Below are 22,383 nucleotides of genomic sequence, written 5' to 3' on the forward strand. Positions count from 1 at the left end.
ACCGGTCAGGCCGACCACCAGTGTGACCCGACGCGCCGGAAACCGGGGTGGCTTCCGGCGCGTCGGACGGTCAGTCGAGGAAGACGTCCGTTCCCGTACCGAGGGCGACGATCCGGTCGTCCTTCAACGCGCCTGAGAACGCCTGGACTTCGTCCACGTCTCCGTGCAGGTACTCTCCCCAGCCGTCACCGGCCTTGGAGCGGCCGACCTGGAGGGCCCCCGAGCTGTGCCAGCCGTCGGGAAGAGTGCCGGTGGCGTCGGCGTTGGTCACGCCGTCCAGGAACAGCTTGACCGTGTCGGCCGCGTCGTCGTAGACCACGGCAAGGCGATGCCCCTGGCCCTCGCCACCGTCCGCGGCCTCGATCTGGGAAACCACGACCTCGCGCGCATCCGCCTCGTCACGCACGGGCACGACCAACTGCCAGGCGTGCTCGCTCGGTTCGTAGCGCACCTTGAAGGCGTCGGTGTTCTCCCCGGCCTGCGACAGCACCGTCATCGGGTGGGCCGGTTCGGAGTCCGCCAGCCGGACGACCACACCCAGGGTGAAGCTGTCCCCGGTGTCCACCACCGGGCCCTCGGCGACGGCGTGTCCGGTCTCGCCGTCCAGCCGCAGGTGTCCGTCGCCGACCAGCGCGGGCGGGACGTAGGGGCAGTCGGGGTCCAGTTCCGGGATGCAGGAGTCACCGGTGGCGCGGTGGATCGTCGCGCCCGCACCCAGCCTCAGCGGGGTCCCGCCGCCCTGCTCCGGGCTCGCGCCGTCTGTCGCGTTCTCCAGCGCCCAGCGGCCGAGCAGCGCGGGCTTCCGGTAGGCAAGTGCCTCCGCCTCCTCGGGCACCACCACCCGGTCGTGCACCCTCACCTCACCGACGCTGCCGTGCCACCGCGCGTGGTAGCCCGACGTGCCACGGGCACGGCCGATCTGGAACGCCCCGCTCGTCGCGGAGGGCGTGGCCTTCACCGCGTCACCGACGGGGCGCCCGTTCACGTACAGCCGCGCGGTGCCCGTCTCCTGGTCGTAGAGTCCCAGCAGGTGCGCCCACTCACCGGTCTCCGGGGCGCCGCCCGACAGCCGCGTGCCGCCGATCGCGAAGGACCAGACGGGACCGGAGTCGCGGCTGGCCAGCCCGAGCCGGAAGGCCGCCGTGTCGCCCGCGTCCTGGCTGGCGACCGTCATGTTCCGGCCGGTCCGCGCGGGTCGCGCCCAGGCGCTGACCGCGAAGGTCTTCCCGGGCGTGACGGCCGGTACGTCCGGGGTGAGGAAGCCGTGGCCGCTGCCGTCGAGGGCGGCGGTGGCGGTCACTCCGGTACCGGCGGGAGCGGCACCCCCGAAGGTCACCCCGGTGCCCGCACGGGCAGCGGTGCCCGTCTCTGCGGCCGCGGAACGGGAGCCCGCCGGGTCGTCGAGCTTCCAGTGCGCGACGGGGGCGCGGCCCGCCTTCACATTGAAGCGGTACGTCGTCTCCGCGCTGCTGCGGCCCGCCCGGTCGACGGCGCGGACCTGTACGGAGGCGGGTCCCGACGAGAGCGGAAGGTAGGGAACGGTCACGGCCGCTCCCGGTCTCTCGGCGGCGGCCGTTCCGGACGGGCCGCCCAGGAAGTGGTAGGTGTACGACACGACGTCGTCCGACGGCGAGTCCATCGTGAAGTGACCGTAGACACCGACGCCGTCGACCCAGAAGACCTCCTCGGGGTTCGGGTACTCGGGTGAGGTGACCGCGGGCTTCTCGGGGCTGACGTCGTCGTACACGAACTCGCATGCCGAGCCGGTGCCTTCGTCGCTCCAGGCGGACACCGCCTTGCCGTCGTTCGCGCGGACGTGCCAGGACACCACCGTGTTGGCCGGGACGCCCTCAGGCATCCGCCACTGCTGCGCCGTCCCGGGGAGCGTCGGGGACGAGGTGTACGTACGGCGCTGCTCGAGCCCCGCCTCGTCCGTCCACCACGCCTCGAACTCGCCCTTGACCAGGTCGGCACCCGCGGGCAGGTCGTCTTCCTGCGGGTCGTGAAGGACCGCCCAGAGCGTCGGCGGCCCCGAGACGTACGCTTTGTCCTCACCGGTCGCGCACGCCTTGCTGCCCGTCTTCAGGTCCTGCACGAGCGGCTGCTTCGGCGGCAGGTTGTCCGCCGCGAACGCCGTGCCGGACAGGACCGACCCGGCCGTGGCCACCACCGTCGCGCAGGAAACCGCCGCCAGCCGGCGGACCCCGGTGCGCGTGGCCCCGGATCTTCTCCTCGTACCCAACTTCCCCTCCCCTGTGGACTTCCGGCCCGTGGATCACACGAGCCGCCTGAAGCTAACAGGGGGCACCGACAGGACCGAACTGTTTTCCCCAGCGCGGGCCCGGAAGCGCCGAAAATCCCCTGGGCCCCGCGGGGCACCCCCGCCATAGTTGCCACATGGCCGCCACCCGACCCTCCCGTGGGACCTCCGCCCTTCCCCTCGCCGCCGCGCTTCTCACCGGTACCGTCGCGCTCTACATGGCGCTCGTCGCGTTCGGGAACATCACCGACTTCGGGACCAACCAGCAGTTCGTGCGGCATGTGCTCGCGATGGACACCACGTTCAAGGACGACGACCTGATGTGGCGGGCCGTCGAGTCCGAGGCGTTGCAGGACACGGCCTACGTGGTGATCATCGTGTGGGAGACGCTCTCCGCGCTCGTGCTGGTCGCCGCCACCTGGCTGTGGGCGCGGCGCAGGCACACCGAGGCGCGGCGGCTGTCGACGTACGGGCTGCTGATGGTGATGCTGCTGTTCGGCGCCGGGTTCATCGGCGTCGGCGGCGAGTGGTTCGCGATGTGGCAGTCGGACACCTGGAACGGCCTCGACGCCGCGACCCGCGTCTTCACGCTGAGCGGGGTCGTGCTGCTGGTCGTGCACCTGCCGTTCGGCGGCCGGGCATCCTCGCCTGCGGACGGCGGGGCGTAGCGCACCGCGGGGCCGCCTCCGGCGGGAGGCGGCCCCGCGGCCCTCACTCCAGGACGGGCAGCAGCTCGGGCAGGTGGCCGTCGGATGCCGCGGCGGCCCGCTGCCGTTCCTCCGGCACCTCGCCGTAGAGCGTCGTGCGCGGCTTCGCCGGACGGCCCGCCGCCTCGGCCACGGCGATCAGGTCGGCGACGGACTTGTAGGACCCGTAACTCGATCCGGCCATCCGGGAGATGGTCTCCTCCATCAGCGTGCCGCCGAGGTCGTTGGCGCCCGAGCGGAGCATCTCGGCCGCGCCCTCCGTGCCCAGCTTCACCCAGCTGGTCTGGATGTTGGGGATGTGGGGGTGCAGGAGCAGGCGGGCCATCGCGGTGACCGCGCGGTTGTCGCGGACGGTGGGGCCGGGGCGGGCGATGCCGGCCAGGTACACCGGCGCGTTGGTGTGGATGAAGGGCAGGGTCACGAACTCCGTGAAGCCGCCGGTCTGTTGCTGGATGCGGGACAGGGTGCGGAAGTGGCCGAGCCAGTGCCGGGGCTGGTCCACGTGGCCGTACATCATCGTCGAGGACGAGCGGATGCCGAGTTCGTGGGCCGTGGTGACGACGTCGATCCAGGTCGCGGTGGGCAGCTTCCCCTTGGTGAGGACCCAGCGGACCTCGTCGTCGAGGATCTCGGCGGCGGTGCCGGGGATCGAGTCGAGGCCCGCCTCCTTGGCGGCGGTCAGCCACTCGCGGACGGACATGCCGGTGCGGGTGGCGCCGTTCACCACCTCCATCGGGGAGAAGGCGTGGACGTGCATGCCGGGGACGCGTTCCTTGACGGCCTTCGCGATGTCGAAGTAGGCCGTGCCGGGCAGGTCGGGGTGGATGCCGCCCTGCATGCAGACCTCCACCGCGCCGACCTCCCACGCCTGCTGGGCGCGGTCGGCGACCTGGTCCAGGGAGAGCGTGTAGGCGTCTGCGTCGGTGCGGCGCTGGGCGAAGGCGCAGAACCGGCAGCCGGTGTAGCAGACGTTCGTGAAGTTGATGTTCCGCGTGACGATGTAGGTGACGTCGTCGCCGACGGCAGAGCGGCGGACGTCGTCCGCGATGCGGGTCAGGGCGTCCAGGGCCGGGCCGTCCGCGTGCAGCAGGGCGAGGGCCTCGTCGTCGGTGAGCCTCGTCGGGTCGTCGGCGGCGGTCGCGAGCGCCTGGCGGACGTCGGTGTCGATGCGCGAGGGCACCATCCCGGGCGCCGCCGCCTCGCGCAGGGACTCCCAGTCGCCGTAGACGAGGTCGAAGTCCTCCCGCCGGTCGCCGGTGCGGCCCTCGGTGTCGATGGTGTGGTGCAGGTCGGTGCGGCCGGACGCGGTGAACGCCTCGTCGGGCTCCTGCCACGGGTGCCCCTCGACCACCGCGTCCTCGCGGGCGAGGCCGGTCTCCGGGTCCGCCAGCGCCCGTACGTGCGGCAGCAGCCGCGGGTCCAGCCACGGCTCGCCGCGCCGCACGAACTCCGGGTAGACGCACAGCCGTTCGCGCAGCTCGAAGCCGGCCGCCGCCGACTGCCCGGCGAGGGCGTCGATCTGCGGCCAGGGGCGCTCGGGGTTGACGTGGTCGATGGTGAGCGGCGAGACCCCGCCCCAGTCGTCGATGCCGGCGCCGATGAGCCGCCCGTACTCGGCGTCCACCAGGTTGGGCGGCGCCTGGAGGCAGGCGGCGGGGCCCATGATGTGCCGGGCGACGGCGACGGTGGCGATGAGTTCGTCGAGTTCCGCGTCCGGCATGCCGCGCATCGCGGTGTCCGGCTTGGCGCGGAAGTTCTGGATGATCAGTTCCTGGATGCCGTGGTAGGCGCGGGAGATCCGGCGCAGGGCGAACAGGGAGTCCGCGCGCTCCTCGTACGTCTCGCCGATCCCGATGAGCAGCCCGCTGGTGAAGGGGACCGAGGAGCGGCCCGCGTCCTCCAGGACCCGCAGCCGTACGGCGGGCTCCTTGTCGGGCGATCCGTGGTGGGGGCCGCCGGGCTCGGACCACAGCCGGGTGGCGGTGGTCTCCAGCATCATGCCCATCGACGGGGCGACCGGCTTGAGCCGCTGGAAGTCGGTCCACGACAGGACGCCCGGGTTGAGGTGCGGCAGCAGGCCGGTCTCCTCCAGGATGCGGATCGAGATGGCCCGCACGTAGGCGATCGTGTCGTCGTAGCCGTGCGCGTCCAGCCACTCGCGGGCCTCGGGCCAGCGGTCCTCGGGCTTGTCGCCGAGGGTGATGAGGGCTTCCTTGCAGCCGAGTTCGGCGCCCCTGCGGGCGATGTCCAGCACCTCGTCGGGGGACATGAACATCCCGTGCCCGGCCCGGCGCAGCTTGCCCGGCACGGTGACGAAGGTGCAGTAGTGGCACTTGTCGCGGCACAGCCGGGTGAGCGGGATGAACACGCTCTTGGAGTACGTGATGACGCCGGGCCGGCCGGCCGCCTCCAGTCCGGCGTCCCGCACCCGGGCAGCGGACGCCGTCAGGTCGTCCAGGTCCGCGCCGCGGGCCTGGAGCAGCACGGCCGCCTCGTTGACGTCGAGCGCGACGCCGTCCCGCGCGCGTTTGAGCGCACGCCGCATGGAGTTCGCGGTCGGCCCGGTCCCGGAGGTCTCGGAAGTCGCGGAAGTCGTCATCCGTCGAGCATACGATCGTCGTGATCAGGCGAAACAGGCGCTGTCCGGTTCGTACCCCGGGGCCGGGCGCCCCCGGGCGCCGCCGGCCGGGGGCCGCTCACCTGGGGGCCGCCGCCGTGTACGGGGCGTACGCGTCCAGCGTCCGCAGCACCTCCGCCTCCCCGGCGGGCGGCAGCTGCACGACGACCTCCTCGACGCCCAGGTCCGCGTAGTGGGCGAGTTTGCCCGGGGTGGGCCGCACGGCGGACGGCACCACGTGCAGTGCAGCAGGATCGCGCCCGGCGCCGGCCCAGGCGGCCCGCAGCGCGGGGACGGACTCGGCGAGGCCGCGGCCCCCGATGGGCATCCAGCCGTCGGCGTACTCGCTGATGTGCGCGAAGAGTCTCGGTCCCGCCGCTCCGCCGAGGAGCGTGCGCGGCCCGGTCACGGGCCCGCGGGGCGCGCGCAGGGGCTTGGGGTGGGCGTGGCTCGCCCGTACGCCGCCGTACTCCCCCGTGTACGCGGTCGGTTCGGCCGCCCACAGCGCGCGCATCACCGCCATCCGGTCGCGGACCAGCTCGCGCCGCGTGCTCCACCGCACCCCGTGGTCGGCGGCCTCCTCCACGTTCCAGCCGAAGCCGACGCCGAGGGTGAACCGGCCGCCCGAGAGGTGGTCGAGCGTGGCGGCCTGCTTGGCGAGGCCGATCGGATCGTGCTGGGCGACGAGCGTGATCCCGGTGCCGAGGCCGAGGTCCCGGGTCACGGCCGCCGCCTGGGCGAGCGCGACGAAGGGGTCCAGGGTGCGGCCGTACTCGCGTGGCAGCTCCCCGCCGGAGGGGTTCGGGGTGGTGCGCTCGACCGGGATGTGCGTGTGCTCGGGCAGGTACAGCCCGGCGAATCCGCGCTCCTCCAGCGCGCGGGCGAGCCGGACGGGGGTGATGGTCTCGTCGGTGAGGAAGATCGTGGTGGCGATCCGCATGAGCACTTCCTAGCACTCGCGCCGCCAACCCGATAGGCGCGGATCCCCTTCCCTTGCACCGGAGTTCACGGGTGAATACCAAGGTGGACCGCGCCACCCCTGTCCCTCACCACCCCCTGGGAGCAGCTGTATGTGCGAGGACGACCACGGCATCGGCAGACGCGCGCTGTTCGTGACGGGAGCCGCCGCCGCGCTTACGTTGGGAAGCGTGAGCTTCGCGAGCGGCGCCGCGGCGGCGGACGGCCAGGAGACGAGAACCGTGCGGGGCACCCTGCCCACCGGTTCGCCCGACTTCGTGTACCTGCCGGTCGAAGTGCCGCACGGCGTACGGGAGATCAGGGTCGCGTACCGCTACGACAAGCCCGCCGTCCCGGCCGGCACCCCGGGCAACGCCCTGGACATCGGCCTCTTCGACGAACGGGGCACAGCCCTCGGCGGCGAGGGCTTCCGCGGCTGGTCGGGCGGCGCCCGCTCGGAGTTCTTCGTCCGCGCGGACGACGCGACGCCGGGCTACCTCCCGGGGCCGGTGCGCGCCGGCACCTGGCACATCGCGCTCGGCCCGTACACGGTGGCGCCGCAGGGCCTGCCGTACGAGGTCACGGTGACGCTCACGTACGGCGAGCCGGGCGCCGCGGTCAGGCCGGCGTACCCGCCCGCGCGCGCCAAGGGGCGCGGCCGGGCCTGGTACCGCGGCGACTGCCACCTGCACTCCTGGTACTCCGACGGGCGCCGCACGCCGGCCGAGATCGCCGCCCTGGCCCGGGCCGCGGGCCTGGACTTCATCAACACCTCGGAGCACAACACCCACTCCTCGCACGCCCACTGGGCGGACCTGGCGGGCGACGACCTGCTGATCATGCTCGGCGAGGAGGTGACGACCCGCAACGGGCACGTGCTCGCCCTCGGCACCGATCCGGGCACCTTCGTCGACTGGCGCTACCGGGCCCGCGACAACCGCTTCGGCCGGTTCGCGCGGCAGATCCGGCGGGCCGGCGGGCTCGTGGTGCCCGCCCATCCGCACGCCACCTGCATCGGCTGCAACTGGAAGTTCGGGTTCGGGGAGGCGGACGCGGTCGAGGTGTGGAACGGCGCCTACACCCCGGACGACGAGATCGCGCTGGCGGACTGGGACGGCATGCTGGTCGCCTCGGTGCGGTCCGGCGGCGGGTGGATCCCGGCGATGGGCAACAGCGACGCGCACCGCGATCCCGACCCGGTCGGCCTGCCGCAGACCGTCGTCCTCGCCGACGACCTGTCCCGCGAGGCGATCCAGGACGGCATCCGGGCGGGCCGCTGCTACGTCGCCGAGTCCTCGTCGGTGTCGCTCGCCTTCACGGCGTCCGGCCCGAAGGGCGAGCACGCCGGGATCGGCGAGCGGTTGCGCGTGGACCCGGACGCGCCGGTCACCGTGCGCCTGGAGGTGACGGGCGCCCCGGGCCGCACGGTCCGCTTCGTCACCGACCAGGGCGGGCTGTTCACCTCGGTGCTGCCGGACTCGGGTACCGGTACCGCCGAGTGGCGCACGACCGCCGCCTACGCCGCCTACGTACGGGCCGAGGTGCGGCACGCGCCGGCGACGCCGGGCCTGCCGGGAGCGCTGGCCGCGTTCACCAATCCGGTGTTCCTGGGGCGGACGCGGGCGTAGGGCACACGGGTCGGCCCCTCGCGCCGGGCGGGGGCGCCAGCCGCCGGCCGGGGCGGGCCGGGCTACTGCCGCGGGCTGTTGGCGAGGCGGTCGAGCCACTCGGTGAGCAGGCCCCCCTCGGCCGGGGTGAGGGACGGGTGCGGGGTCCGGCGGAGCACGGCGCCGAGCCGGGCGGCGGTGGCGGGCACGTCCGGCGCGTCCGGTCGGGGCTCACCGGGGGCGTCGGCCATGACGTCCGGGGTGAAGACGGCCGCGTGCACGGCGTCCCGTACCCGCCGGGAGATGCCGTGGTCGTCGAAGGTCGCCGGCCGGGACACCAGCATCAGCGCCACCCCGACGTTCGCGGACATGATCATCTGGGCCGCGAGTTCCGGTGCGAGCCGCAGCCTGCCCTGCTCGGCGGCCCGCTGGAGGTCCGAGGTGAGGATCCGGTGGGACTCCAGGGCGGCGGCCGGGGGTGTGCGCATCGCCGGGGAGTTCATGAGCCGGTACAGGCTCGGGTTGCGCAGGGCGAAGTCGGTGTGGGTGTCCCAGCCGTCGCGCAGGTCCTGGACGGGGTCCGTGCCGGGGACGCGCTCCCGCTTGGTCGCCAGGTACCGGCCGAAGCCGTGGTCGACGACGGCGGACAGCAGTCCCTCCTTGTCGCCGAAGTGGCGGTAGAGCGCGGGGGCGCCGACGCCCGCCGCCTCGCACACGGCCCGGGTCGAGACGTCCCCGTCCGAGGACTCGGCGACCAGGGCGGCCGCCACTTCGAGGATGCGCGCTCTCGTACTCACGGGAGCGACGCTACCCGTCCCCGGGAGGGCGGTAGCGACGCTACCCCCGGGCGGTCCGGTGGCCCGCCTCACGAAGCGGGCGCCGTCCGCCGCCCGCCCTTGTGGGGCGCCAGCAGGTCTTCGAGGCCGATGCGGGTGAGGAACTCGGCGCGGATGCGGTCAGCGACCCGGCTGACCTCCTCCGACCCGTCGTTCGCGGGGTCGACGTGGACCCGGAAGGGCCGCTCGCCGTGCGGCGTGTCCACGACGGCGACGATCGCGTCGGCGACCTGCGAGACGTCGGCGTCGGCCGGAGCCAGCGCGGCCAGCCGCCGGGCGACCTGGTCCATCATCCCGGCGTACCGCTCCTCGTAGGCGGGCACGACCGCCTGCTCCGCGGGGTGGCCGCCGGTGGCGAAGTGCTCGGTGCCGGAGGTGAAGGCGCCCGGCACGACGATGGTGGTCTCGATGTCGAAGCGGGCCAGCTCGGCGGCGTACGACACGGCGAGCGCGTCCATGGCGGCCTTGGCGGCGAAGTACGGCGCGAGGTAGGGCGGGGTGCCGCCCCGGCTGGACGAGGAGCCGACCCACACGACGAGGCCGTGCTCCCGGGCCCGCAGATGCGGCAGCGCGGCCCGGTTGACGCGCTGGGTGCCGAGGACGTTGGTGTCGTAGACGGCGGCCAGCTCCTCGGGGGTGAAGGCCTCCGTGGGGCCGGTCACCATGTGGCCCGCGTTGTGGACGACGACGTCCAGCCGGCCGCTCTCGGCGAGGACCGTGGCGACGGCGGCGTCCGCGGACTCCTGGGAGAGGACGTCCAGCTCGACGGTCCGCAGGTCGACGCCGTGTTCGGCGGCGTAGGCGCGGGCGTCGGCGACCCGGGCGGCGTTGCGGCCGCGGGTGTCCCGCATCGCCGCGTAGACGGTGTGGCCGGCCCGGGCCAGTGCGCGCGCGGTCAGCGCGCCGAACCCGGAACCCGCGCCGGTGATGACGATGGTGCTGCCCATGACGGGACTCCTCGGAGAAGGCGGGAGGGATGGGGTGGGAGGGGTGGGGACTGCGGCCCCTGGGTCAGACGATGCCGCCGTTGGCGCGCAGGACCTGGCCGTTGACCCAGCGCGCGGGGCCGGCGAGGAAGGCGACGACCTCGGCGATGTCCCGCGGGGTGCCGAGGCGCTCCAGCGGGGGCTGGGCGGCCATGCGCGCGATGGTCTCCTCGTCCTTGCCGTCCAGGAACAGCGCGGTGGCCGTCGGTCCGGGGGCCACCGCGTTGACGGTGATGTCCCGGCCGCGCAGCTCGCGGGCCAGGATCAGGGTCATGGCCTCGACGGCGCCCTTGGAGGCGGCGTACGCGCTGTAGCCGGGGAGGGCGAGGGCCGGTACGGAGCTGGAGAAGTTGATGATGGCGCCGCCCGCGCGCAGGCGGCGCGCGGCCTGCTGGTCCACGACGAACGTCCCACGGATGTTGGTGCGGTGCATCCGGTCCAGGACGTCGAGGTCGGTGTCGACCAGCGGGGCGACGCTCATGACGCCCGCCGCGTGGACGACCACGTCGACGCCGCCGAAGGCGGATTCGGCGGCGTCGAAGAGGGCCGCGACCTCGCTCTCCTCGGCCACGTCGGCGCGGACGGCGACGGCCCGGCCGCCGCTGCCGGTGATGGCGGCGACGGCCTTGTCCGCCTCGGCCGCGTTGCCCGCGTAGGTGACGACGACGGCGTACCCGTCGGCGCCCAGGCGTTCCGCGGTCTCCCGGCCGATGCCGCGCGAACCGCCGGTGACGATCGCGACCCGGGTGCCGGGGGTGGGGGTGGGCTGCTCGCTCATGACGTGCTCCTCGTCTCGATGGAGTAGCGGTGTTCACGTACTGACGAGAGCAACGCTAACACTCAAGCGTTAGCGACGCTACCCCTCGTTGATAGCGGCGCTACGGACGACGGGCAGGGGTACGGTCACGGCATCGGTGGCCGGGTGCGGAAGGGAACGGGATGGCGCGGTATCACGAGGTGAAGTACCGGGCGGTGACGTCGTTCCAGCGGCGGATCGCCAACCCGCTGATGCGGCGGCTGCCGTTCCAGACCCTGCTGGAGACCACCGGGCGCGTCTCGGGGCTGCCGCGCCGCACGCCGGTCGGCGGGCGCCGGACCGGGGGGACGTTCTGGCTGGTCTCCGAGTACGGGGAGAAGTCGCAGTACGTGCGCAACATCCGGGCGGACCCGCGGGTCAGGGTGCGCGTCCGGGGCCGGTGGCACCACGGCGTCGCCCGTCCGCTGCCGGGTGACGACGCCCGGGCGCGGCTGCGGTCCCTGCCCCGCGTGAACAGCGCCGGGGTGCGCGCCCTGGGCACGGACCTGCTGACCGTCCGGGTCGACCTGACCGACTGAGCCGGGACCTCACCGGGCCCGCGCACCGCCGGGAACACGGACGGTCGTCAGTCACCGCGGGCGGCCACCGGTCCCGTACCGCCGGGACCGGCGGCCGTCAGCCGGTCCCCCCGGGGGCCCGGCGGTCACCCCGCCCAGACGATCGACTGCACCTCGCTGTACGCGTGCAGGGCGTACGAGCCGACGTCGCGGCCCACCCCGCTCTTCCTGAAGCCGCCGAACGGCGCCTCCATGTTGCGGCCCACGGTGTTGACGCCGACCCCGCCGGCCCGCAGCCTGCGCGCCACCCGGAAGGCCCGCGCCACGTCGCCCGACCAGACGTAGTCGATCAGGCCGTAGTCGCTGTCGTTGGCCAGCTCGACCCCCTCGTCCTCGTCGTCGAAGGGGACCACCACGACCACCGGCCCGAAGATCTCCTCGCGGACCACCCGCATGTCGGGGGTGCAGTCGGCGAGCAGCGCCGGAGCCACGTAGAAACCGCGCTCGTACGGCGGCCGGCGGCCCCCGGTGACGACCCGCGCCCCCTCCTTGCGCCCGAGTTCGACGTAGGACTCCACCCGGTCCCGGTGCGCCGCCGAGATCACCGGCCCGACGACCGTGCCGGACTCGCGCGGATCGCCCACCCTCAAGTGCCCGGCGTAGGCGGCCAGTCGCGCGACGAGCCGGTCGTGCACCGGCCGCTGCACCAGCACCCGCGTCGGCGCCGTGCAGATCTGCCCGCTGTAGAACGAGAACGTCGTGCCGATCCCGGCCACCGCCGACTCCAGGTCCGCGTCCTCGAAGACGAGCGCCGCGCCCTTGCCGCCCAGCTCCATCAGCTGCCGCTTCATCCCGCGCCCGCACACCTCGGCGATGCGCTGCCCGACGGCGGTCGAACCGGTGAAGCTCACCATGTCCACGTCGGGCGAGTCCACGGCGGCCTCGCCGACCTCCGTGCGCGAACCGCCGACGACGTTCACGACACCCGGCGGCACGCCCGCCGCCTCCAGCGCCTCGGCCATCCGGTAGACCGAGAGCGGGTCCTGCGGGGCGGGCTTCACGACCACCGTGTTGCCCATGGCCAGGGCGGGGGCGACCTTGCCCGCCGGGTTCGCCCAGGGGTTGTTGTACGAGGTGACGCAGGTGACCACGCCGACGGGCTGGCGCACGGCCAGCGCGCCCATCACCGCCGCCGGGCCGAACGGCCCGGCCTCGTTGACCTGCGGCGGCAGCGGCTGCTCCACGGGCTCGACGCGCGCGTACCGCTGGAAGCGGGCCGCCGCGACGCCGACCTGCATGGCGCGCGCCGTGCCCGTCGTGGCGCCGCTCTCCGCCTGCGCGAGCTCCGCGCAGGACACGAGGTCGCGCCGAATGAGCCCGGCGGCCCGGGCGAGGACGGCGGCCCGCTCCCCTGCGGGCGTGCGGGACCAGGGGCCGAAGGCCTCGCGGGCGGCGGCCGCCGCCGCGTACACCTGCTCCCGCGACGCCTCCGGGGCGAGCCCGACGACGCCCTCGGTCGCCGGGTCGGTCACCTCGTAGAACCCGTCGTCGGGCGGCACCCAGGCGCCCCCGACGAACAGCCGCTGCCCCTCGCTCACCCGCCCTCCCCGAACCGCTCCGGTCCGCCGCCGCTCACCGGGTGCTCACCGTGCGGGTGTCGCGACCCGAGCGCAGCACCCGGCCCGGCACGGCGCCGGTGACGACGTCGTCGCGGATCGACTCGACGCCGTTGACCCACACGGCCGTGATCCCGATCGCCCGGGAGTCGAGCCGCGGGCTGTCGCCCGGCAGGTCGTGCACCAGGGTGGCCTTGCCCGCGTCGATCCGCGCCGGGTCGAAGAGCACGAGGTCGGCGTGGAAGCCCTCCGCGACCCGGCCCCGCTCCCGCAGCCCGAAGAGCCGCGCCGGGTCGTCGGTCAGCATCTTCACCGCCTGCTCCAGCGGGACCAGCTTCCGGCCGCGCAGGCAGTCCCCGAGGAAGCGGGTCGTGTACGGCGCCCCGCACATGCGGTCCAGGTGGGCGCCCGCGTCGGAGCCGCCGAGCAGGACGTCCTCGTGCTGCCAGGTCTCGGCCCGCAGGGCCCAGGAGTCGGGGTCGTTGTCGCTGGGCATCGGCCACAGCACCGTGCGCAGACGGTCGTTGGCGCAGATCTCGACCAGGCACTCGAAGGGCTCCTGGCCGCGTTCCGCCGCGATGTCCCGCACGACCCGGCCGGTGAGGCCCTCGTTCGCCGGGCTGTAGGTGTCCCCGATGACGTACCGCCCGAAGTGGGCGAGCCGCCGGAAGACGCCGGCCTCCTTGCTGTCCGCGCGCCGCAGCATCTCCGCCCGGACCGCCGGGTCGCGCAGCCGTGCGATGCGCTCCGGCACGGGCAGGCCGAGCACCTCGCCCCAGCCGGGGATCAGGTTCAGCGCGCAGAAGGTGCCCAGCGACATGTTCATCGGGGTGAGGATCGGCATGGTGAGGGCGACGACCCGGCCGCCGGCCCGGCGGGCGCGCGCGCTCGCCTCCAGCTGGCGCGGGACGCGTTCCGGCACGGCTGCGTCGATCGTCAGGACGTTCCAGTTCAGGGGCCGTCCCGCCGCCGCGCTCATCTCCGCGAGCAGGTCGATCTCGGCGTCGCTGAACTGGTCGAGGCAGCCGGCCACGATCGCCTCGATCTGGGTGCCCTCGTGCTCGGCCACGGCCCGTGCGAGCGCGAGGAGTTCGGCGGGCCGGGCATGCCGGGAGGCGACCGGTTTCCCGTCGCCGTCCGAGTGCGTGGAGGACTGCGTGGTCGACAGGCCCCAGGCCCCGGCGTCCATCGCCTCATGGAAGAGCGCGAGCATCCGCGCCAGTTGCTCCTCGGTCGGCTGCCCGCCCACCGCGTCCGGCCCCATGACGTACCGGCGCAGCGCGCAGTGCCCCACCATGAACCCGGCGTTGACGGCGATCCGCCCCTCCAGGGCGTCCAGGTACTCGCCGAAGGTGTGCCAGGTCCACGGCGCGCCCTCCTCCAGGGCGACCAGTGACATGCCCTCGACCTTGGACATCATGCGGCGCGTGTAGTCGGCGTCGCCGGGGCGGGCGGGGTTGAGCGGCGCGAGCGTGAAGCCGCAGTTGCCGCCCGCGACGGTGGTCACCCCGTGGTTCAGGGACGGGGTCGCGTACGGGTCCCAGAACAGCTGGGCGTCGTAGTGGGTGTGCGGGTCGACGAAGCCGGGGGCGAGCACGAGTCCGTGCGCGTCCTCGGCCGTCCTCGCCTCCTCGGTGATCCGTCCGAGGGCGGCGATGCGACCGTCCCGGATGCCGACGTCGGCGGTGTACGCGGGGGCGCCCGTCCCGTCCACGACGGTGGCGCCCCTGATCAGATGGTCGAGCATGCCTGCGCCCCTTCCTCGCCCGTCGGCGTCACGCGGACCGGCGGAACCGGGTCGTGCGGTGCACCGGATCCGTGTCGATCTTCGGGATCACGTGCTCGCCGACCAGCCTGATCGTCTGGAGCGTCTCCTCGCGCGAGATGCCGATGGGCAGCCCGAAGGAGAGCTGGTCCGCCCCGGCCTGCTCCCACCGCTTGCACTGGGTCAGCACCTCGTCGGGGTCGCCGCAGATCAACAGCTCCTCGGCGATGAGGAGTTCGATGATCTCCTCGTTGAACTCGGGCAGCGTCTCGGGCCACACCGGGAAGCCCTCGGGGCGCGGGAAGGTGTCGTGGTAGCGGAAGACGAGCGACTGGAGGTAGTGCAGCCCGCCGCCCGCCGCGATCCGTACGGCCTCCTTGTGGGTGGGCGCGCAGACCGCCGTCGACGTCACCATCACGTTGTCGTTGACGAAGTCCCCGACCGGCCGCGCCTCCACGATCGCCGTCTTGTACTGCTCCAGGACCCACTCCATGTCGGAGACCTTCTGCACGCTGAAGCCGAGCACGCCGAGGCCCTTGCGGGCGGCCATGGCGTACGAGGGCGGCGAACCGGCGGCGTACCACATGGCGGGGTGCGACTTCCCGTACGGCTTCGGCAGGACCTTGCGCGGCGGGAGCTGCCAGTGCTTGCCCTGGAAGCCGGCGTACTCGTCCTGGAGCCACATCTTCGGGAACTCGGCGATGGTCTCCTCCCAGATCTCCTTCGTGTAGTTCATGTCGGTGACGCCGGGGATGAAGCCGAGGATCTCGTGGGAGCCGGCGCCGCGGCCGGACCCGAACTCGAAGCGCCCCTCGGAGAGGTGGTCGAGCATCGCGACCTTCTCGGCGACCTTCACCGGGTGGTTGACCTGGGCGAGCGGGTTGAAGATGCCGGAGCCGAGGTGGATGCGCTCGGTGGCGTGGGCCAGATAGCCGAGGAAGACATCGCTGGCGGAGAGGTGCGAGTACTCCTCCAGGAAGTGGTGCTCGGAGGCCCAGGCGTACTTGAAGCCGGACTTGTCCGCCTGGATGACGTACTCGGTCTCCTCCATCAGCGCCTTGTGCTCGGCGAGCGGGTCGGTCTCGGCGCGCTTGCCCACGTATCCCTGTACAAAGAGCCCGAATTCCAAGGCGGTTCACCGTCCCTGCGATGACGACGGTGTTTCTGACGCACCGTCAGATGTGTTGAGGCGACTGTTCCACCGGGCACCTGGACCGTCAATAGCTGACGTACTGTCAGCTGGCGTCCTCATGCTCGTCAGATGACGCTGACCCCCGCCAGCCAGCCGCCGTCGATCACGAAGGGCTGGCCGGTGATGTACGAGGAGTCCTCGCAGCTCAGGAAGAGGGCGAGCCGGGCGACCTCCTCGGGCCGCCCGATCCGGCCGAGGGGCACGAGCTTGCTGTAGACCGCGTCGAGCGCCTCGGCGCCGGCCACGACGTCCCCACCGGGGTCGAGCTGGGCCGGATTGCTCATGGCGGTGTCGATGGCCCCCGGGCAGACGGCGTTGACCCGGATGTTCCGGGCGGCCAGCTCCAGGGCGGCAACCCGGGTCAGCCCGACGATGGCGTGCTTCGTCGCCGCGTACGCGCCCACGTACGCCATGCCGGTCAGGCCCGCGAACGACGCCGTGTTGACGATGGTGCCGCCGCCCGCCGCCGCGATCTCGGGCGCCACGGTCCTGATCCCGAGGAAGACGCCCGTCTGGTTGACCCGCACGACCTCCTCGAACTCCTCCAGGGGGGTGCCCACCAGCTCGTTGAAGCGCAGGATGCCGGCGTTGTTGACCAGCCCGTCGACGTGCCCGTACGCCGTCCTCGCGGCGTCCACCGCGGCGCGCCAGTCGTCCTCCCGGCTCACGTCGAGATGGACGTACCGGGCGCCGATCTCCTTGGCGAGAGCCTCCCCCTGGTCGTCCAGCACGTCCGCGACGACGACGCCCGCGCCCTCCGCGACGAAGAGCCGCGCCTCCTGCTCGCCCTGCCCGCGTGCCGCGCCGGTGACGATCACGACGCGTCCGTCCAGCTTGCCCATGGCTCTCCCTAGTCGAGGTGGGGCGCGACGTCCGCGCCGAAGGCGGCCATCTGGTCGAGGAGTTCGGACCGGCTCCGGGACCGGAAGCGCACCTGGATCTGGTGCACCCCCATCGCCCGGTACGCGCGCAGCGACTCGGCGAGCGCGTCCGGCGCCCCCCGCAGCGTCCGCCGCCCCACGTCCCACGCCGGCTCCCCCACGTACAGCGGCTCGGTGATGGCCCCTACGACCAGGGGCTCGCCGACGCCCGCCTCCGCCCGGAGCCGGTGCAGCCGCGCGATCTGCTCCGGGAGCCGCTCGCGCGGGTCCCCCTGCGGCAGCCAGCCGTCCCCGCGGACGGCCGCCCGGCGCACCGCGGCCGCGGAGGACCCGCCGACCCAGACCGGGACCCGGTCCTGCGCGGGCCGCGGGCGCTGTCCGAGTCCCCCGAAGTCGTAGAGCCTGCCGTGGTGTTCGGGGTACTCGTCGGGGCCGAGCGCGGCCCGCAGGGCGTCGATGGACTCGTCGAGGACCGCGCCCCGCCGCTCGAAGTCCACGCCGAGCGCCTCGAACTCCTCCCGTACGTGCCCGGCGCCGACACCGAGGACCAGCCGGCCTCCCGAGAGGTGGTCGAGGGTCGCGTACTGCTTCGCGGTGACGAGGGGGTGGCGCAGCCCGACCACGGCGACGTGGCTGAGCAGCCGGACGCGCTCGGTCACGCCCGCCAGGAAGGCGAGCGTCGCGACGGGGTCGTACCAGACGGTGCTCATGGCGTCCGCGAGGCGGCGCGGGACGCCGACGTGGTCGCAGCTCGCGAGGTAGGCGAAGCCGGAGCGGTCGGCGGTGCGGGCGATCTCGACCAGGTCGCCGGGGCCCGCCTCCGCCTCCCACGGCTCGGCGTAGATGGTGCTCTGCGACTGGACGGGAAGCTGCATCCCGTACGCCAGTCGTCCGTGCTGCGGCATCTCCATGGCGCACCCCTCAACCCACGGTCGTCGTGTCCGTGCCGTGCCCGTGGCCCGCTGCGCCCGGAAGGCGGGGCGGACCGGCCCTCAGACCGCCCCTCACGCCCTCCAGAGCCCGTCCTGCGTCAGCCCCAGCAGCTCGATCGCGTTGCGCCGCACGATCCGGTCGACCACGTCCGGCGCCAGGTGGCCCATCTGCGCCTCGCCCACCTCGCGGGACTTCGGCCAGGTCGAGTCGGAGTGCGGGTAGTCGGTCTCGTACAGGACGTTGCCGACGCCGATCGCGTCCAGGTTCCGCAGGCCGAAGGCGTCGTCGAAGAAGCAGCCGTAGACGTGGTCCGCGAAGAGTTCGGACGGCGGCCGGTGCACCTTGTCGGCCACGCCGCCCCAGCCGCGGTTCTCCTCCCACACGACGTCGGCGCGTTCGAGGATGTAGGGGATCCAGCCGATCTGGCCCTCGGCGTACATCACCTTCAGGTCCGGGAAGCGCTCGAACTTGCCGCTCATCAGCCAGTCGACCATCGAGAAGCAGCAGTTGGCGAAGGTGATGGTGGAGCCGACGGCGGGCGGGGCGTCGGCGGAGGTGGAGGGCATGCGGCTGCTGGAGCCGATGTGCATGGCGATGACCGTGCCGGTCTCGTCGCAGGCCGCGAGGAAGGGGTCCCAGTCGTCGGTGTGCACGGAGGGCAGCCCGAGGTGCGGCGGGATCTCGGAGAAGGCCACCGCGCGCACGCCCCGGGCGGCGTTGCGCCGCACCTCCTCGGCGGCGAGTTCCGCGTCCCACAGCGGGATGAGCGTCAGCGGTATCAGGCGCCCCCCGGCCGCGGGGCCGCACCACTCCTCCACCATCCAGTCGTTGTAGGCGCGCACCCCGAGCAGCCCCAGCTCGCGGTCCTCGGCCTCGGTGAACGTCTGCCCGCAGAACCGGGGGAAGGTGGGGAAACACAGCGCCGACTGGACGTGGTTGACGTCCATGTCGGCCAGGCGCTGCGGCACGTCGTAGGACCCGGGCCGCATCTGCTCGTACGTGATGATCTCCAGCTTGATCTCGTCCCGCGCGTAGCCGACGGCGGTGTCGAGCCGGGTCAGCGGGCGGCGCAGGTCCTCGTACACCCACCAGTCACCGATCGGCCCGTCGTCGCCCGGGGCGCCCATCACGGGCGCGAACCTGCCGCCCAGGAAGGTCATCTCCTTGAGCGGCGCGCGGACCACGCGCGGACCCCGGTCCCGGTACTTCGCCGGGAGCCGGTCCTGCCAGACGCCCGGCGGCTCCACCGTGTGGTCGTCCACCGAGATGATCTTCGGGAAGGGCTGCGCGGGACTCTCCGTGGTTTCCGTGGTCTCCATACGAGTCACCGTAGCGCCGATCTGACGACCCGTCAGCTCCCTGTCGGGCACCCGCTTCCGCCGTCCGCGCCGGGCCGCTCCGGGCGCAACTGTGAGGAGAGCGTGTGAGGACTGTGTGCCGTCCCGTGCGGCCCCCTGTGATCGCTGTCTCCCACGGCTGACGCATCCGCCATGAACAAGGCAAACTGGCCTCGTTGTCATGACGGTCGGCAGGGGGACAGCGATGGACGGTGTACCGCGAGTGCCGGAGCAGCGGAGCCCCGAGGACTCGGTGGCGCTGCGCTTCGGCGTGCTCGGCCCGGTGCGCGCCTGGCGCGGGGCGGAGCCCCTGCCCATGGGGTCCCCGCAGCAACGCGCCCTGCTCGCCGCGCTGTTGCTGCGCGAAGGGCGTACGGCGACGGCCTCCGAGCTGATCGACGCGCTGTGGGGCGAGGAGCCCCCCTCCCAGGCGCTGGCAGCCGTCCGCACCTACGCGTCCCGGCTCCGCAAGGTCCTCAACCCCGGCACGCTGGTCAGCGAGTCCGGCGGCTACGCCATCCGCCTCGCGGACCCGGGCTCCCTGGACCTGGCCCGCGCCCAGCAGCTGGCCGCCGACGCCGAGAAGGCCAAGGCCGCGGCCGACCTGTGCCGGGCCCGCGCCCTGCTCAACGAGGCGCTGGCCCTGTGGGACGGGGAGCCGCTCGCGAGCGTCCCCGGCCCCTACGCCGACACCCAGCGCACCCGCCTGGAGGAGTGGCGGCTCCAACTCCTCGAAACCCGCCTCGACATGGACCTGGAACAGGGCTGCCACGCGGAGGCCGTGTCCGAGCTGACCGCCCTGACGGCGGCCCACCCGCTGCGGGAACGCCTGCGTGAACTCCTGATGCTGGCGCTGTACCGCTCCGGCAGGCAGGCCGAGGCCCTCGCGGTCTTCGCCGACACCCGGCGGCTGCTCGCCGACGAGCTGGGCGTCGACCCCCGGGCGGGCCTCCGGGAGCTCCAGCAGCGCATCCTGCGGGCGGACCCCGGGCTCGCGGAACCCTCGGCGCCGCCCGCGGAACCCGTGGCCACCCCCGTACGGCCCGCGCAACTCCCGGCCACCGTCACCGACTTCACCGGGCGCGCGGCCTTCGTCCAGGAACTGAGCGACGTCCTGGCCGCCGCGTCGACCGCCGAGGGCCGGGTGATGGCCGTCTCCGCCCTCGCGGGCATCGGTGGCGTCGGCAAGACCACCCTGGCCGTGCACGTGGCCCACCAGGCGCGCGGCGCCTTCCCCGACGGGCAGCTCTACGTCGACCTCCAGGGCGCCGGGGCCCGCGCAGCGGAACCCGAGACGGTGCTCGGCGCCTTCCTGCGCGCCCTCGGCACCGCGGAATCCGCCATCCCCGACTCCCTGGAGGAGCGCGCCGCGCTGTACCGGTCCGCCCTGGACGGCCGCCGCGTCCTGGTGCTGCTGGACAACGCCCGCGACGCCGCGCAGGTACGTCCGCTGCTCCCCGGGATGGAGGGGTGCGCGGCGCTCGTCACCTCCCGGGTGCGCATGGTGGACCTCGCCGGGGCGCACCTGGTCGACCTGGACGTGATGTCCCCGGAGGAGGCCCTCCAGCTCTTCACCAGGATCGTCGGGGCGGAGCGGGTGGCGTCGGAGCGGGAGGCCGCGCTGGACGTGGTCGCCGCGTGCGGGTTCCTGCCGCTCGCCATCCGGATCGCCGCGTCCCGGCTGGCCGCCCGGCGCACCTGGACCGTCTCGGTGCTGGCCGCGAAGCTCGCCGACGAGCGGCGCCGGCTCGACGAGCTCCAGGCGGGCGACCTCGCCGTCAAGGCGACGTTCGAGCTCGGCTACGGCCAGCTGGAACCGGCCCAGGCCCGCGCCTTCCGCCTCCTCGGCCTCGCCGACGGCCCCGACATCTCGCTGGCCGCCGCGGCCGCGGTCCTGGACCTCCCCGTCGAGGAGACGGAGGACCTCCTGGAGTCCCTGGTCGACACGTCCCTCCTGGAATCCGCCGCGCCCGGCCGCTACCGCTACCACGACCTGGTCCGGCTCTACGCGCGTGCCTGCGCCGAACGCGACGAACACCCCCCGACGGAACGGGACGCGGCGATGTCGCGGCTCCTGGACTTCTATCTGGCGACGGCCGCGGGGGTGTACGCGATCGAGCGGCCGGGGGACCGGCTGGTGGATCATCTGGAGCCGACCGAGTACCCGGGGCTGCGGTTCGCCGACCGCCACGCGGCGCTGGACTGGCTGTACGCGGAGGCCAACTGCCTGCTGGCCTGCGTCCACCAGTCCCTCGGCGACGACCGGCTCAGCAGGGCGGTGGACCTCCTGTGGGCGGCGAAGGACCTGGCGGAGTCCGGCGCCAACGCCCGTGACTACGGCGGCAACGCGGTGGGCGCGCGCGACGCCGCCGAGCGGGCCGGCGATCCGCGGGCGGAGGCCCGGGCCCGGACGGCCCTCACCGAGGCCCATCTGGCCGGCGGCCGCTTCGACCGGGCGGCGGAGGAGGCGGAACGGGCCGCGGCGCTCGCGCGCGAGATCGACGACGCCGCCCTCAACTGCTGGGTGCCCAACCACCTCGGGGTCATCGCGGTCTACCGCAGTCAGCACGCCGAGGGGGCCGCGTACCTCCAGCAGGCCATCACCTGCTTCCGGGCCGACGGGAACCTGGCGGGTGAGGCCAGTGCCCTGTGCAACCTCTCGCGGGCGCAGCTGGCCATGGGCCAGACGGCCAGCGCCATCGCGCTCGCCGAACAGGGCATCGGCATCTACGACCATCTCGGGCACACCCTGCGCGGCGCCAACGGACGCTACGCGCTCGGCCTCGCGCTGGCCCAGGCGGGCGATCCCGGCAAGGCCGTCGCGGAACTGACCGAGGCGCTCGACGTCTTCCGGGACAGCCGCCAGCGGCTCTGGGAGGGCATGGCCATCTTCCGTATGGCGGAGATCCGGCTGACGGAGGGCAAACCCGCGCGGGCGGCCGCCCTCGCCGAGCAGTCGCTCGCGGTGCTGCGCGGGATCGGCGGCGACTGGCGCCGCGGGAACGTGCTGACCGTCCTCGGACGGGCGCTGAGCGCGATCGGCCAGACAGACCGCGGCCAGGCCTGCTGGCGTGAGGCGCTGTCCATCTACGAGGAGCTGGGGTCGTCCGAGTCCACGGAGGTACGGGCGCTGCTCTCGCCGTTGGCCGCGGCGTAGGGGCGGTCCGCGGCTTTCCGGTACCGCTGCCCGCTCGTTCATCGTTCGTTTATCGCGCTGCGCCACTCTGAGGTCGTCGAAACGTCGCGTCGGGGGGCAGACGAATCGGCGAGAGGCCCATCACATATGGTGAACGGCCCTTGCACAGCCCGCCCGGCGGCCCTCGGGGGAGTCGCCGGGCGGGCTGTCTCACCAACATCCAACGGGGAGTAGGAACC

At 73.5% G+C, this 22,383-nt stretch carries 16 protein-coding genes; 4 read left to right on the top strand and 12 right to left on the bottom strand.

Annotation, left to right across the window (positions count from 1 at the left end; all coding sequences use genetic code 11):
* Window positions 1–70: 70 nt before the first annotated feature.
* Window positions 71–1,639 carry a LamG domain-containing protein gene (locus ACZ4VA_RS24270; protein WP_468082548.1) on the bottom strand — a complete coding sequence of 523 codons (1,569 nt, stop codon included), beginning with the start codon at window positions 1,637–1,639 and terminating at the stop codon, window positions 71–73.
* A gap of 758 nt (window positions 1,640–2,397) precedes the next feature.
* Here ACZ4VA_RS24270 and ACZ4VA_RS24275 point away from each other — a divergent pair.
* The gene (locus ACZ4VA_RS24275; RefSeq protein WP_355789022.1) at window positions 2,398–2,928 is read left to right on the top strand and encodes a DUF2165 domain-containing protein; all 531 of its coding nucleotides are present in this window, start codon (window positions 2,398–2,400) and stop codon (window positions 2,926–2,928) included.
* 43 nt (window positions 2,929–2,971) lie between these two features.
* On the opposite strand, the gene ACZ4VA_RS24280 is transcribed toward ACZ4VA_RS24275, so the two are convergent.
* Entirely contained in the window at window positions 2,972–5,566 is a 2,595-nt protein-coding gene (locus ACZ4VA_RS24280; protein ID WP_468082503.1) for a bifunctional FO biosynthesis protein CofGH, read from the bottom strand.
* A gap of 97 nt (window positions 5,567–5,663) precedes the next feature.
* The gene (locus ACZ4VA_RS24285) at window positions 5,664–6,524 is read right to left on the bottom strand and encodes a TIGR03619 family F420-dependent LLM class oxidoreductase (protein ID WP_356163900.1); all 861 of its coding nucleotides are present in this window, start codon (window positions 6,522–6,524) and stop codon (window positions 5,664–5,666) included.
* 130 nt (window positions 6,525–6,654) lie between these two features.
* On the opposite strand from ACZ4VA_RS24285, the gene ACZ4VA_RS24290 reads away from it, so the two are divergent.
* Window positions 6,655–8,169, top strand: a complete 1,515-nt coding sequence (locus ACZ4VA_RS24290; protein WP_468082504.1) for a CehA/McbA family metallohydrolase — start codon at window positions 6,655–6,657, stop codon at window positions 8,167–8,169.
* 62 nt (window positions 8,170–8,231) lie between these two features.
* On the opposite strand, the gene ACZ4VA_RS24295 is transcribed toward ACZ4VA_RS24290, so the two are convergent.
* The 3 genes from ACZ4VA_RS24295 to ACZ4VA_RS24305 form a co-directional block, all read right to left on the bottom strand.
* Complete coding sequence (locus tag ACZ4VA_RS24295) at window positions 8,232–8,945, bottom strand: TetR/AcrR family transcriptional regulator (protein ID WP_356163898.1); 714 nt, start codon at window positions 8,943–8,945, stop codon at window positions 8,232–8,234.
* Between the two features lie 68 nt (window positions 8,946–9,013).
* Window positions 9,014–9,931, bottom strand: a complete 918-nt coding sequence (locus tag ACZ4VA_RS24300) for an SDR family NAD(P)-dependent oxidoreductase (protein WP_356163897.1) — start codon at window positions 9,929–9,931, stop codon at window positions 9,014–9,016.
* 64 nt (window positions 9,932–9,995) lie between these two features.
* The gene (locus ACZ4VA_RS24305) at window positions 9,996–10,748 is read right to left on the bottom strand and encodes an SDR family oxidoreductase (RefSeq protein ID WP_468082505.1); all 753 of its coding nucleotides are present in this window, start codon (window positions 10,746–10,748) and stop codon (window positions 9,996–9,998) included.
* Window positions 10,749–10,909: 161 nt separating this feature from the next.
* On the opposite strand from ACZ4VA_RS24305, the gene ACZ4VA_RS24310 reads away from it, so the two are divergent.
* A complete protein-coding gene (locus tag ACZ4VA_RS24310) occupies window positions 10,910–11,305 on the top strand; it encodes a nitroreductase/quinone reductase family protein (RefSeq protein WP_356163896.1) in 396 nt (131 codons plus the stop codon).
* Between the two features lie 125 nt (window positions 11,306–11,430).
* On the opposite strand, the gene ACZ4VA_RS24315 is transcribed toward ACZ4VA_RS24310, so the two are convergent.
* The 6 genes from ACZ4VA_RS24315 to ACZ4VA_RS24340 all read right to left on the bottom strand — a co-directional run bounded on the left by ACZ4VA_RS24315 (window position 11,431) and on the right by ACZ4VA_RS24340 (window position 18,990).
* Window positions 11,431–12,882: an aldehyde dehydrogenase family protein gene (locus tag ACZ4VA_RS24315; RefSeq protein ID WP_356239367.1), complete on the bottom strand. Its 1,452-nt coding sequence runs from the start codon at window positions 12,880–12,882 to the stop codon at window positions 11,431–11,433.
* A gap of 34 nt (window positions 12,883–12,916) precedes the next feature.
* Window positions 12,917–14,647: an N-acyl-D-amino-acid deacylase family protein gene (locus ACZ4VA_RS24320; protein ID WP_389390842.1), complete on the bottom strand. Its 1,731-nt coding sequence runs from the start codon at window positions 14,645–14,647 to the stop codon at window positions 12,917–12,919.
* 28 nt (window positions 14,648–14,675) lie between these two features.
* Window positions 14,676–15,794 (bottom strand): LLM class flavin-dependent oxidoreductase, encoded by a 1,119-nt coding sequence (locus tag ACZ4VA_RS24325; RefSeq protein ID WP_355784202.1) that lies wholly within the window; start codon window positions 15,792–15,794, stop codon window positions 14,676–14,678.
* 128 nt (window positions 15,795–15,922) lie between these two features.
* Window positions 15,923–16,699, bottom strand: a complete 777-nt coding sequence (locus tag ACZ4VA_RS24330; RefSeq protein WP_355784205.1) for an SDR family NAD(P)-dependent oxidoreductase — start codon at window positions 16,697–16,699, stop codon at window positions 15,923–15,925.
* An 8-nt stretch (window positions 16,700–16,707) separates the two neighbouring features.
* Window positions 16,708–17,649 carry a TIGR03619 family F420-dependent LLM class oxidoreductase gene (locus ACZ4VA_RS24335; protein ID WP_356163893.1) on the bottom strand — a complete coding sequence of 314 codons (942 nt, stop codon included), beginning with the start codon at window positions 17,647–17,649 and terminating at the stop codon, window positions 16,708–16,710.
* Window positions 17,650–17,742: 93 nt separating this feature from the next.
* Complete coding sequence (locus ACZ4VA_RS24340) at window positions 17,743–18,990, bottom strand: amidohydrolase family protein (RefSeq protein WP_356163892.1); 1,248 nt, start codon at window positions 18,988–18,990, stop codon at window positions 17,743–17,745.
* 223 nt (window positions 18,991–19,213) lie between these two features.
* Here ACZ4VA_RS24340 and afsR point away from each other — a divergent pair, with 223 nt between their 5' ends.
* Window positions 19,214–22,165 carry an SARP-family global regulator AfsR gene (afsR, locus tag ACZ4VA_RS24345; RefSeq protein WP_356163891.1) on the top strand — a complete coding sequence of 984 codons (2,952 nt, stop codon included), beginning with the start codon at window positions 19,214–19,216 and terminating at the stop codon, window positions 22,163–22,165.
* Window positions 22,166–22,383: the final 218 nt, after the last annotated feature.

Source organism: Streptomyces sp. NPDC028308, from assembly GCF_055565855.1.